This is a genomic window from Bacteroides sp. HPS0048, assembly GCF_964240755.1.
In the GTDB taxonomy this organism is placed as follows: Bacteria; Bacteroidota; Bacteroidia; order Bacteroidales; family Bacteroidaceae; genus Bacteroides; species Bacteroides nordii.
In genome coordinates, this window is sequence record NZ_CAXSVC010000004.1 from 54,729 (window position 1) to 68,504 (window position 13,776).

Genomic DNA, 13,776 nt, shown 5'->3' on the forward strand with positions numbered 1-13,776 from the left:
ACACATGTTGAGAAAAATACGTATAGGTATATCAGTGGCTCTATTTACACTGATTACATTTTATTTTTTGGATTTTGCGGGTATATTGCCCAATAGTTTTCATAGACTGGCACACATACAGTTTATTCCGGCGCTTTTGTCCTTTAGTATTGGTGTACTGATTTTTCTAATTGTATTGACATTATTGTTTGGTCGGATTTACTGTTCTATTATTTGTCCTATGGGTATTTTTCAGGATGTAGTGGCACGGGGCTCAAAGTTTGTTGGAAAGAAAAAGAAAAGATATAGTTATAGTCCGGCAAAGAATATTCTACGTTGGATTGTTGTAGGGATCACAGCTATTTCCTTTTTCTGTGGTTTTACTGCGATACTTGGGCTGCTTGATCCTTATAGTGCATACGGCCGGATAGTAGTCAATGTATTTAAACCGGTGTATATGTTGGGCAATAATTTATTGGAGTCTGTATTTTCCCAATTTAAAAATTATACCTTCTATCAGGTAGATGCTTCTGTCTTGAGTGTGGCTTCACTTGTGATAGCATTACTCACTTTTATCATCATCCTGTTTCTTGCTTGGAAACATGGGCGTACATGGTGTAATACAATTTGCCCGGTAGGAACTGTCTTAGGATTCTTAAGCCGTTTTTCCCTATTTAAAGTTCGGATTGATCAGAATAAGTGTAATGGTTGTGGTCTGTGTGCGACTAAGTGTAAAGCTGCTTGCATAGACAGTAAAAACCATGCTGTTGATTATAGTCGCTGCGTAGACTGTTTTGACTGTTTGGAAGTATGCAATAAGCATGCGTTGGTTTATGCTCCGTCTTCAGAATCTATAAAAAAAGAGAGCGCAGATAGTTCTAAACGTCGTTTTTTAATGGCAGGGGCAATAACAGCAGCTACTGCGCCCAAAGTATTGGCACAAGTTAAAGAAACGGCGGCAACCCTGTTGGGAGGTCAAAAAGCATATCAAAAAAAGAACCCAATAACGCCTCCGGGATCTGTTAGTCGTGAGTACTTCCAGAATCACTGTACATCTTGCCATCTTTGTGTCAGTAAATGTCCTTCGCATGTGCTGAAACCTGCATTCACAGAATATGGATTAGGAGGAATCATACAACCTACGGTGAATTTCGAAAAAGGGTTTTGTAACTTTGACTGTACTGTTTGTGGAGATGTATGTCCCAATGGAGCCATAAAACCATTGACTGTGGAAGAGAAACATCTGACGCAAATGGGATATGTAGTCTTTATTGAAGAAAACTGTATTGTGTATACAGATGGTACCAGTTGTGGTGCCTGCTCAGAACACTGCCCGACACAAGCTATAGCGATGGTGCCGTACAAAGGTGGACTGACAATTCCGCATGTGAATACAGATATCTGTGTAGGATGTGGCGGTTGTGAATATGTATGCCCCTCTCGTCCGTTCCGTGCAGTTTATATAGAAGGTAATCCGATACAGAAAGCAGCTAAACCATTTAAAGAAGCAGAAAAGGAAGAGGTCGAGATAGACGGATTCGGATTCTGATTATATTCACCACTGACGACACAGATTAGTACTGACTTTTTCTTTTCGAAGAGACAATCAGTACTAATCTGTGTTATCAGTGGTGAACTTTTTTCTCTATATCAAGTTCTTCTTTGCAGAATTTTACTAATTTCGTGGCGAACAATATAAAAAGAAGCAAATGGAGGATGTAGTAACTACCGATTGGGAACACAGAAAATTTCAGATAGGATATGCACTTAGTGGTGGGTTTATTAAAGGCTTTGCCCACTTAGGAGTGATGCAGGCCCTTTTGGAGCATGATATCAGGCCGGATATAATTTCGGGTGTAAGTGCAGGTGCGTTGGCTGGTGTATTTTATGCTGATGGTAACGAACCTCACAAAGTCCTGGATTACTTTTCCGGACATAAATTTCAAGATCTTACAAAAATGGTGATTCCCAAAGTAGGACTCTTCGAACTGGGAGAATTTATAGATTTCCTCAAAAGTAATCTGAAAGCTCAGAAGTTGGAAGAGTTACAAATCCCCCTTATTATAACTGCTACAGACCTGGATCACGGACGAAGCATGCATTTCCGAAAAGGCAGCATCGCTGAGCGGGTTGCTGCTTCATGTTGTATGCCGGTAATGTTTACGCCAGTCAGAATAAACGGTACACATTACGTGGATGGTGGGCTGTTGATGAATCTGCCGGTATCTACCCTCCGCAAAGAATGTGAAAAAGTAGTTGCCATCAATGTTAGCCCTTTAGAAGCAGAGAAATATAAAATGAATATTGTCAGCATTGCGATGCGATCCTATCATTTCATGTTTCGTGCCAATACATTTCCGGAACGCGAACTTTGCGATCTGTTAATAGAACCGTACAACTTGAATGGATATAGCAACCGGGAGTTGGAAAAGGCAGAAGAGATATTTGATCAGGGATATAAAACGGCCAATGAAATATTGGAAAATCTGTTTCAGGAGAAAGGAAGAATATGGAGATAATAAAAGTAGGTTTGGCTGCTTACGGAATGTCAGGACAAGTTTTTCATGCTCCGTTTATCAGTACCAATCCTCATTTTGAACTTTGCAAAATAGTAGAGCGTAGTAAGGAGCTTTCAAAGGAACGCTATCCTGATGCTACAATTGTACGCAGTTTCGAAGAGTTGATAAAAGATCCTGCAATAGAGTTGATTGTAGTTAATACTCCAGATAGTACGCATTATGAATATGCCCGTTTGGCTCTTGAAGCGGGAAAGCATGTCATTGTTGAGAAACCTTTTACTTCAACTACGGAAGAGGGAGAAGAATTGATAGCATTGGCTGCCGAAATGGGGCTTATGCTTAGTGTATATCAAAATCGGAGATGGGATGCGGATTTCCAGACTGTACAGGAGATCATTTCCAAAGGGTTGCTGGGACGACTGGTAGAATATGAATCTACTTTTGCACGCTATCGTAACTTTATCAAACCTAACACTTGGAAAGAGACAGGAGAATCAGGTGGTGGATTAACTTATAATCTTGGCTCCCATCTCATAGACCAAGCCATCCGATTGTTTGGTATGCCGGAGGCAGTTTTTGCCGATATAGCTACCATGCGTACCCATGGAAAAGTTGACGATTATTTTATGATTCGTTTTTTTCGTCCTTCATTGGCGCCGGATGTAAGAGTTACGCTAAAAGCCAGTTATTTAATGCGGGAAGCTGAGCCCCGGTTTGTTCTTCATGGAACCTTAGGTTCATATGTAAAACATGGAGTCGACAAACAAGAAGCTGCTTTACTGCGTGGCGAAATGCCCGATCAACCTCATTGGGGAGAAGAAACAGAAGAAGAATGGGGATTAATACATACAGAGATTGATGGAGAAGAGATCTGCCGGAAATATCCGGGTATTTCTGGAAATTACGGTGGGTTTTATCAAAACATATATGAACACCTTCGCCTTGGAGAAGCATTGCAGACAGGAGCGCGTGATATCCTGAATGTGATTCGTGTTATTGAAGCAGCTTATCGAAGCCAGCAGGAAGGTAAAGTTATCAGCTTAAAATAAATCTTATACAACATGAGTGACGAAAAGAAAATAATTATCTATCAGGTGCTTACCCGCCTGTTTGGAAACAATAATAATCATTGCATCAATAACGGTGACATTGTTCAAAATGGCTGTGGAAAGATGGCAGACTTCACAGTAAAAGCATTGGGTGAGATACAAAAGTTAGGTGCAACACATATCTGGTATACAGGCATTATTGAACATGCTACACAAACAGATTATCGTCGGTATAATATCCGTCCGGACCACCCCGCTATTGTGAAAGGTAAAGCAGGCTCCCCCTACGCTATTAAAGATTATTATGATGTAGACCCGGATATTGCAACAGACGTTTCCGGCAGGATGAAAGAGTTTGAGAATCTTGTGAACCGTACACATCGTGCCGGACTAAAAGTGATCATTGATTTTGTTCCTAATCATGTGGCCCGTCAGTATCACTCCGATGCACAGCCCGACGGGACAGTAGAACTGGGTGCAAACGATGACCCGACGTATGCTTTCAGTCCGTACAACAACTTTTATTATATTCCGCAAGCAGAACTTCACGGACAGTTTGATATGAAAGGAAGCGCTGCGGAACCTTATCGGGAATACCCCGCCAAAGCAACCGGTAACAATCGTTTTGATGCATATCCCAATATCAACGACTGGTATGAGACAGTGAAATTAAATTATGGCGTAGATTATCCTAACGGAGGTACCTGTAATTTCTCCCCTATTCCGGATACATGGATAAAGATGCTTGATATCCTTCTTTTCTGGGCTTCAAAGAACATAGATGGATTCCGCTGTGATATGGCGGAAATGGTGCCGGTAGAGTTTTGGGAATGGGTAATCCCTCAGGTAAAAGAGAAACATCCCAAACTGTTGTTCATTGCAGAAGTTTATAATCCGGCAGAATACCAGAATTATCTGTTCCGTGGTAAATTTGATTATTTGTATGATAAAGTGGGATTGTATGATACACTACGTAATGTAGCATGCGGCTATGATTCTGCTACAGCTATAACCCGCAGTTGGCAAAGCTTGGGAGGAATTGAGAAGCGTATGCTCAACTTTCTTGAAAATCACGATGAACAGCGTATTGCTTCGGATTTTTTTGCAAGTGATCCTCGCAAAGGAATTCCGGCTCTGATTGTATCAGCCTGTATGAATACAAACCCGATGATGATTTATTTCGGACAGGAATTTGGTGAATTAGGGATGGATAGTGAAGGCTTTAGCGGACGTGACGGACGCACTACAATTTTTGACTATTGGAGTGTAGATACCATACGCCGTTGGCGGAATGAAGGTAAATTTGATGGCAAGATGCTAACGGAAGAACAGAAATCCCTGTACGCTGTCTACCAGAAGATTCTGACTCTTTGCAACGAAGAGCAGGCTATTGTGCAAGGAGCTTTCTTCGACTTGATGTACGCCAACCAAAACGGATGGAGATTCAATGAACACAAGCAGTATACTTTTTTGCGTAAGTATAAAAATGAATTGCTTTTCATTATTGTCAATTTTGATGGTCAGCCGGTAGACATTGCTATAAATGTACCGTCTCATGCTTTTGACTTCCTGCAAATCCCTCAGATGGACTCTTACGAGGCTACGGATTTACTGACTGGAAAGAAAGAAAATATTTGTCTGCTCCCTTATAAGGCAACAGAGGTTTCACTGAGTAGACATAGCGGAAAGATATTGAAAATAACCATCTAATCAGGCTTTTAAAAAGTACGTACTTTTATACATGTAAAGTACGTATTTAATAGTGACTTAAATACGTATTTAACAGGGCGTTAAATACGTACTTTTGTGTTACAGGTTATAGTATATTGTTTTTCCATATCTCATCAATGTTCTAATCTGGAAATTATATGTTACAATCATACAATAAAGAACAAGCCGTTCGGAGGATTAACTACCTGTCAGAACAAGGCAAGCCCTTTATTTTTATCATTAATTATCTGCAAAGTTGTTCGTATATAGAAGAAGCAGACAAGCTTGACCCTTCATTCGTATTGTATAATTTTAATGGTTTTACTAATCAATCACCGACCCTGCTTTGTAATAAAGTGATACGGTGGCAAATCACTCCTCAGCCACTAAGCCAATACAAGCAATCTTTTGACTACGTTATGCAGAATATCCATAATGGTAACAGTTTTCTTACGAATCTGACATGTAGTACTCCAATTACCACCAACTTAAGTTTAAAAGAAATTTTTCTTCATTCCAAAGCAATGTATAAGCTATGGGTAAAAGATGCTTTTGTGGTATTTTCTCCTGAAATATTTGTCCGGATCAATGGAACGTTAATCAGTTCATACCCCATGAAAGGAACAATAGATGCTACCCTCCCATCTGCCTGCCAACAACTAATGGATGACCCGAAGGAAGCGGCAGAACACGCTACAATTGTAGACCTGATACGTAATGATTTGAGTCTGGTTGCAGAAAAAGTGTTTGTGAACCGTTATCGTTATGCTGATACACTGCAGACAAATTCCGGTCCTATTTTACAGACAAGTTCGGAAATTAGCGGTGTTTTGCCTGATGATTATCGTTCACGGTTGGGAGACATTCTTTTTAAACTATTACCTGCAGGTTCTATTACAGGTGCTCCCAAACAAAAGACAATGGATATTATAGCTCGTGCGGAAACATATGAAAGAGGTTTCTATACTGGTATTACCGGATATTTTGATGGTGAGAACCTCGACAGTGCCGTAATGATACGCTTTATTGAACAGCGGGGAGATAAACTTTATTTCAAAAGCGGAGGAGGAATTACCTGTAAAAGTGATCTGAAAAGTGAATACAATGAAATGAAACAAAAAGTCTATGTACCAATTTATTGAAACCATACGAATAGAGAATGGGGCAATACACAATTTAGCCTATCACAATAAGAGGTTAAATCGGACTAGAAATTGGTTCTGGAAAAATTGTACCATTTTGGACCTCACTGATTACATCCGGCCTATACAAAGTGAAGGGGTAATAAAGTGCAGAGTGGTATACGATAAAGAAATCAGAGAAATCACGTATGCCCCCTATTCTATTCGCAGCATTGATACACTCCGTGTGGTCCGCTCCGACGAAATAGATTATACTTATAAAAGTCTTGACCGTGAATACTTAAATCAACTCTATGCTTTACGGGAAACAGCCGATGATATACTCATTGTTAAAAATGAGCTGGTCACCGATACTTCCATTGCTAACATAGCTCTCTATAATGGTTCTGAATGGCATACTCCCAAATCTCCTTTACTGAAAGGTACACAAAGAGCATTTCTGTTGGATCAACAAATTATAAAAGAAGAAGAAATAACTTTGAAACAACTTTTTACTTACTCCCGGATCACTTTATTTAATGCAATGATTACTTTTAGAAAAATAGAATTTCCGGTTGGCGATCATATTATTGTATAACTATTATTAACAGCAAAAAAGATTATGTCTACGAACAAAAGCCTTTTGGGGTGTGTTATATAGATGTGTTTTTCATAGTATTAGATATAAGATTAATTAAAAGAGATTGTACCAGCTTGTGATAAGTAAGTACGTCAGAAACAGAAGCGTCTGTTTTTTTGATAAATGTGTTAAAGCATCGGCTTTCTTTAAGTCGATGCTTTTTTATTGCATTTTTTAGTTTGTTACAAATAAAATTCGTACGTTTGTAGAATTAAAGATATAGAAAAGAATGACAATGAACATGCCTGTTATCTTTCAATTTTTAAAAAATCTCGCTGCAAATAATAACCGTGAGTGGTTTAACGAGCACCGTGATGAGTATGAAACCGCCCGTACAGAGTTCGAAAATCTTTTGGCAGCTGTAATTTCCCGTATCGGCCTCTTTGATGAGAGCATCAGAGGTGTACAAGTTAAAGATTGTACCTATCGTATCTATCGGGATACCCGTTTTTCATCAGATAAAACGCCATACAAAATTCATTTTGGCGGATATATCAATGCTAAAGGAAAAAAATCCGATCATTGTGGCTACTATGTGCATATTCAGAATGGTTCCTGCATGTTGGCAGGAGGAAGCCTTTGTTTACCTCCTAATATTCTGAAAGCAGTTCGTCAGTCTATTTATGACAATATAGATGAATATATTGCCATAGTAGAAGATCCTGAATTTAAAAAATATTTTCCGGTGATAGGAGAAGATTTCCTGAAAACCGCCCCCAAAGGTTTTCCGAAAGATTTTAAATACATTGATTATCTGAAATGTAAGGAGTATACCTGCGCTTACAATGTACCTGACGAATTCTTCCTTGCCCCCGACTTCCTGGATAAAACAGAAGACGCCTTTCGACAGTTTAAACGATTTGCTGATTTTATTAACTACACAATTGATGATTTCGAATAATAATACCTAATAATAACTTAAAATTTTTTATAACTATGGTAGTAGATACATTAGAAAACCTGGAAAAATACGCGTCACTGAATCCTTTGTTCGCACAAGCTATTGAGTTCTTAAAGTCTCATGACCTTCATGCTATGGAAGTAGGCAAGACCGAATTGAAAGGTGCGGATCTGGTAGTAAACATTGCCCAGACTACTCCAAAGGCCAAAGAGCAAGCCAAACTTGAAACTCATAACGAATTTATCGATATTCAAATTCCTCTTTCAGGAACAGAAGTAATGGGATACACTCCCGGTAAAGATTGTGTACCTGCCGATGCTCCCTATAATGCCGAAAAAGACATTACTTTCTTTGAAGGTTTAGCAGAGACATATGTGGCTGTTAAGCCAGGTATGTTCGCTATTTTCTTTCCGCAAGACGGACATGCTCCGGGCATTAGTCCGGATGGTGTGAAGAAAGTTATTGTAAAAGTGAAAGCATAATCAAACTCATCCTGATATGGAGAAAACATTGAATCTTATTAAAAGTGACCCCTGGTTGGAACCGTATGCTGCAGCTATTACCGGACGGCATCAATATGCCATGGATAAGGAAACCGAACTGACAAACGGAGGGAAACAGACCTTGTCGGACTTTGCTTCGGGATACTTATATTTCGGTTTGCATCGTACAGACAAAGGATGGACTTTCCGTGAATGGGCGCCCAATGCGACCCATATTTACATGGTAGGTACATTCAACAATTGGGAAGAGAAAGAAGAATATAGCCTGAAACGTTTGCAGAATGGTAATTGGGAAATCAATCTGCCCGCGAATGCAATGCAACATGGCGATCTTTACAAACTAATCGTTTATTGGGACGGAGGACAAGGAGAACGTATTCCGGCCTGGGCTACGCGAGTGGTACAGGATGAGAATACAAAAATTTTCAGTGCACAAGTTTGGAATCCGGAGAAACCCTTCAAATTTCGCAAAAAAACATTTAAACCTTCTACTGATCCATTACTTATTTATGAATGCCATATCGGTATGGCTCAGCAAGAAGAAAAAGTTGGAACTTACAGTGAGTTCCGTGAAAAGATTCTTCCTCGTATAGCAAAAGCTGGTTACAACTGTATTCAGATTATGGCCATTCAGGAACATCCGTATTACGGTAGCTTTGGCTACCATGTATCGAGTTTCTTTGCGGCTTCTTCGCGTTTTGGTACTCCTGAAGAGCTCAAAGAACTGATTGATACTGCTCACGGATTGGGGATTGCTGTAATAATGGATATTGTTCACTCTCATGCTGTGAAGAACGAGGTAGAAGGTTTAGGCAATTTTGCCGGTGATCCTAATCAATATTTCTATCCGGGAGCACGTCGTGAACATCCGGCATGGGATTCTCTCTGTTTTGATTATGGCAAAAATGAAGTGATACATTTCTTATTGTCTAATTGCAAATATTGGTTGGAAGAGTATCAATTTGACGGTTTCCGTTTTGACGGTGTAACCTCAATGTTGTATTATAGCCACGGATTGGGAGAAAGTTTCTCTAATTATGGTGATTATTTTAATGGACACGAAGATGACAATGCAATGTGTTATCTGACGCTTGCCAACGAATTAATTCATATGGTGAATCCTAAAGCAATTACTATTGCAGAAGAAGTTTCGGGTATGCCGGGATTGGCAGCCAAAGTAGAAGATGGTGGTTATGGATTTAACTATCGTATGGCTATGAATATTCCGGACTACTGGATAAAAACTATCAAAGAGAAAATCGATGAAGATTGGAAACCTTCCAGTATGTTTTGGGAAGTTATCAATCGCCGTCAGGATGAAAAGACAATATCCTATGCTGAAAGCCATGATCAGGCATTAGTAGGTGATAAGACTATTATCTTCCGTCTGATTGATGCCGATATGTACTGGCATATGCAGAAAGGAGATGAAAATTATACTGTAAATCGTGGTATTGCTCTTCATAAGATGATTCGTCTGCTTACTGCTACCACGATTAATGGTGGTTATCTGAATTTCATGGGAAATGAATTCGGACATCCCGAATGGATTGATTTCCCACGCGAGGGAAATGGCTGGTCGTGCAAGTACGCCCGTCGTCAATGGGATCTGGTAGACAATAAGAATCTGACCTATCACTATATGGCAGATTTTGACGAAAATATGCTGAAGGTCATTAAAAGCGTGAAAGATTTCCAGGCTACGCCAATACAGGAAATCTGGCATAATGACGGCGATCAGGTACTTGTATATCAGCGTAAAGATTTCATATTTGTATTCAACTTCAATCCGAAACAGTCGTTTACAGATTATGGTTTCCTGGTTGCTCCGGGTGCATACGAAGTAATTTTGAACACGGATAGTGTACAGTTTGGGGGCAATGGGTTCTCTGACGATACCATTACACATTTCACGATATCCGATCCTTTATACAAAAAGGAAAAGAAAGAATGGTTGAAACTTTATATTCCTGCTCGTACAGCAATGGTATTGCGTAAAAAGTAAAATAACTACTGTCATAATAAAGAAAAGAGCCATTTTCTATATGAAAATGGCTCTTTTCTTTATTATGATAAGCTTTTACTATTTCAGGCTCTCTTCTACCTGTCCCAACATTTTCTTAATTTCAGCTCTATCCGGAGACAAAGCTACAGCTTCTTTCAAGTAATCTGAAGCTTTCTTGAAATCGGCATCAGCAGCAGCTTTTTCCGTTGCATATTTGTCTGCATCAGAAGTAGCCAGTGGAGCGGCTTTTTTCAACACATTAGCTCCATTATTGTAGAACAACACTCCCAGACTGTAAAGAGCATCTGTTTTCCATTTTTTGTTGCTCAGCGTAGTTACTTGTTTGTAACTTTCTTCTGCCTTATTAATATCATTTGCTTTCTGGAATTTTTGTCCTTCTTTCAAATAATGGATAGCATATAGTTTTTCCATTGTTTTATTACCCGGAGCAATTTTAAGTCCGGCTTCCAATGTTTCCACCATTTCCGCATCCTTTTTCAAATCTTTTAATGCACCAGCTTTACGGGCATATGCATTGGCTACATTATAATTCTTTTGGATGGCCACATCGAAGTATTTCACCGCATCAGCATATTTTTTTATCTGATCAGCACATACACCACAATTATAAGCCATTACGGAATCAGAATTATTTGTTTGCTTCAAATACGCATCGTATTTAGTAAAAGCAACCTGGTAATTCTTAGCATTTAAAGCGTCATTTCCTTCTTTTTTTAATTGATTAGGGTCTGTTTGACCAAAGATACTACCTGTGGCACAGCACAAAGCAGCAAGCAAAATAAATTTTCTCATGGTTCTTAAAATGTGTCTTTTTAATTGTTTATCGTTCAAATGTAACAAGAAATGAATAGAATAACAAAGCTATTTTGTTTTTTATAGGCTCTTTCACACTACGAAACATACATTTTATTCACATATGATGGCGATAAACATACTTCTTTCTGATTGTTTAGAAAGTACATAAGCCTGTTATCAGTTGATTTATATTAATAAATAGATATAAAATAAAAAGATGGATTCTTCTCACGCTTGAGAAGAATCCATCACACACAAACAAAACAAACAATACTCTACATTTTTCTTCTCAGATATCTGTAGAACAGTGATACAAATGTATATTGAAAAAATAAAAGTTGCTATTATGTCTGGAAATTCAGTATCTACATTCGGAAATTTAGTACAAATATTTATTATTTTTAAAACTTGATTATTGCTGATAAGTGGAGAAATAGGCTATCGATATATTAATACAAACTATTATTGAAATGTATGAATTATCAGCCGAATTTATTTCTACAAAGAATTCATACGAAAGCCTGATATGACTTCTAATGATTATTATAAAGCTGACTAAAAAGTAGAATTCAGTTGTATTTCATTGCCACTGCATATGCTCTATTTGTTGATAATCAACCTGTTGTGTAATAATTGAATATTACTAAATTTAGGAAAGATATTTTAGTTTGACAGAGTTTGTGCACAACTGAATCTTGTTAATTACTTTTTATTTATTAGTTTTGCAGTATCAATATAACCAGATAAAATATAGACAAAATGAAGAAATTAAAAAATGTACTACTATTGTTATTACTATTAGCTTCAACAAATAGCATAGCTAGAAGTAGTTTCTCTCAGGACAGCCCGCGAATTGTTAATATCATTAATTTTATTCGTCAAATAGAACCTAGAGATAAAAATATAACAGAACAGGTTTTTTATGAGACTGTACACGAACAAGTGAAACTGCTCATGAAATACAATTTGCAAGGAACCTTTCTGTTACAGTACGATGCTCTCATTAATCCTCGTTACCAAGCTCTACTTAAAAAAGAAATAGAACGTGGTTCTGAGGTCGGTGGATGGTGGGAAATTACCCAGCCACACGTTGAAGCTGCAGGATTAACATGGAGAGGACGTTATCCTTGGGATTGGCATGCAAATGTGGGGTTTGCCACTGGATATACTACTGAAGAAAGAGAGAAACTGATAGACGTCTATATGGAAAAATTCAAATCTATATTTGGTAGATATCCGTCTTCCATCGGTTCATGGTTTATAGACGCTCATTCGTTAGAATACATGTATGACAAATATGGTATTATAGCTTCCTGTAATTGTAAAGATCAATATGGAACGGATGGTTACACTTTATGGGGAGGTTATTGGAATCAGGCATATTATCCCAGCCGTCTTAATGGATATATGCCTGCGCAAACAGCCAAAGGACAGATACCGGTACCTGTTTTCCGAATGTTGGGAAGTGACCCTATCTATCAATATGACACAGGTGTAGGACATACAATACAAGGAGTTATTACTTTGGAGCCTGTGTACAAAAATGCAGGTGAAAGCGAGAAATGGGTGAGAAAATTCTTCAAATCTATCTTTGAAGATCCATGTCTTGGGTTCAATTACACACAAGTCGGACAAGAGAATTCATTCACATGGAATACTATGAGAAAGGGACTTGAAATGCAAATGCCAATTCTTGCATCTTTGCAACAGGAAGGTAAAATCAGAATAGAAACATTAGAGACTTCGGGTAAATGGTTTAAGAAGAAATATCCTTTGAATCCACCGACATCTGTTACAACACTAACAGATACATATGATAATGGACAAAAAACAGTATGGTTTAATAGCCGCTATTATAGGGCAAATCTTCTTTGGGAAAATAATACAATCCGTTTTAGAGACATTCATCTTTTTGATGAAAATCTGGAATCTGATTATTTGAAACAAGCTGGTATTTCCAATCAATGTATTTATATGACTTGTCCTATCATTGACGGTTTTCTTTGGAGTACCCCTAATGATTTGGCAGCTATCCGTATATACACGATGGATAATAGTAATCATCCTAAGGAAATTATTATGGACAAAATGTTTGTTAAAGTAATAGGAAAAAAAGCGACTGAGATAATTTGTTGTACTGCTTCAGGGAAAGAGTATACTTTTACTATGAATGAAAAACAGATTGAAATAAAGAGTAATGATCAGAATCAGTGGATGATGAGATTGAATGTAGCCAAAGGTAAAATATTCCCTTTAAATATTGCCAATAACCAACGAATTATGAAAGCGCAAATGAAAAATATCAATTATGGAATCATTTGTGAAAAAGGTATAATGAAACAAGTTAAAGACGGGGTTTTGTTTGTTCCTGAAAAAAACAAGATTGTAATTGATTGTTCAAATCAAAAAATTTGAGATTAGGATAATAAGTAGGTCTTTTGTATGTTAAAAGAATACCTGTTATGTGCTTTTTAAGATTTGAATAAATTGGACTTTTCAAAAACATTTCTCTATAATATAAAACAATCATAAT

Annotated in this window: 11 protein-coding genes; 10 read left to right on the forward strand and 1 reads right to left on the reverse strand. The window is 37.9% G+C overall.

Annotated features, from left to right (window positions below; all coding sequences use genetic code 11):
- Positions 1-4: 4 nt before the first annotated feature.
- From ACESQI_RS04440 to ACESQI_RS04480, 9 genes are all read left to right on the forward strand, one after another.
- Positions 5-1,528: a 4Fe-4S dicluster domain-containing protein gene (locus ACESQI_RS04440; protein ID WP_373125496.1), complete on the forward strand. Its 1,524-nt coding sequence runs from the start codon at positions 5-7 to the stop codon at positions 1,526-1,528.
- 160 nt (positions 1,529-1,688) lie between these two features.
- The gene (locus tag ACESQI_RS04445; RefSeq protein ID WP_002560317.1) at positions 1,689-2,498 is read left to right on the forward strand and encodes a patatin-like phospholipase family protein; all 810 of its coding nucleotides are present in this window, start codon (positions 1,689-1,691) and stop codon (positions 2,496-2,498) included.
- The gene (locus tag ACESQI_RS04450; protein ID WP_122202034.1) at positions 2,489-3,547 is read left to right on the forward strand and encodes a Gfo/Idh/MocA family oxidoreductase; all 1,059 of its coding nucleotides are present in this window, start codon (positions 2,489-2,491) and stop codon (positions 3,545-3,547) included. The genes ACESQI_RS04445 and ACESQI_RS04450 overlap by 10 nt, the downstream gene beginning before the upstream one ends.
- A 12-nt stretch (positions 3,548-3,559) precedes the next feature.
- Entirely contained in the window at positions 3,560-5,257 is a 1,698-nt protein-coding gene (locus tag ACESQI_RS04455) for an alpha-amylase family protein (RefSeq protein WP_007485567.1), read from the forward strand.
- A 158-nt stretch (positions 5,258-5,415) separates the two neighbouring features.
- On the forward strand, positions 5,416-6,399 hold the full coding sequence (locus ACESQI_RS04460; RefSeq protein WP_002560320.1) for an aminodeoxychorismate synthase component I: 984 nt from the start codon (positions 5,416-5,418) through the stop codon (positions 6,397-6,399).
- A complete protein-coding gene (locus ACESQI_RS04465) occupies positions 6,383-6,976 on the forward strand; it encodes an aminotransferase class IV family protein (RefSeq protein WP_007485565.1) in 594 nt (197 codons plus the stop codon). The genes ACESQI_RS04460 and ACESQI_RS04465 overlap by 17 nt, the downstream gene beginning before the upstream one ends.
- Positions 6,977-7,253: 277 nt before the next feature.
- Positions 7,254-7,919 (forward strand): DUF2461 domain-containing protein, encoded by a 666-nt coding sequence (locus ACESQI_RS04470; protein WP_025866402.1) that lies wholly within the window; start codon positions 7,254-7,256, stop codon positions 7,917-7,919.
- A gap of 35 nt (positions 7,920-7,954) precedes the next feature.
- Positions 7,955-8,401: a YhcH/YjgK/YiaL family protein gene (locus ACESQI_RS04475; RefSeq protein ID WP_002560323.1), complete on the forward strand. Its 447-nt coding sequence runs from the start codon at positions 7,955-7,957 to the stop codon at positions 8,399-8,401.
- Positions 8,402-8,417: 16 nt separating this feature from the next.
- Complete coding sequence (locus ACESQI_RS04480) at positions 8,418-10,427, forward strand: alpha amylase C-terminal domain-containing protein (RefSeq protein WP_025866403.1); 2,010 nt, start codon at positions 8,418-8,420, stop codon at positions 10,425-10,427.
- 78 nt (positions 10,428-10,505) lie between these two features.
- Here the strand turns inward: ACESQI_RS04480 and ACESQI_RS04485 are convergent, their stop codons facing one another.
- Entirely contained in the window at positions 10,506-11,240 is a 735-nt protein-coding gene (locus ACESQI_RS04485) for a tetratricopeptide repeat protein (RefSeq protein ID WP_002560325.1), read from the reverse strand.
- Between the two features lie 762 nt (positions 11,241-12,002).
- Here ACESQI_RS04485 and ACESQI_RS04490 point away from each other — a divergent pair.
- On the forward strand, positions 12,003-13,658 hold the full coding sequence (locus ACESQI_RS04490) for a hypothetical protein (protein WP_373125497.1): 1,656 nt from the start codon (positions 12,003-12,005) through the stop codon (positions 13,656-13,658).
- Positions 13,659-13,776 lie beyond the last annotated feature (118 nt).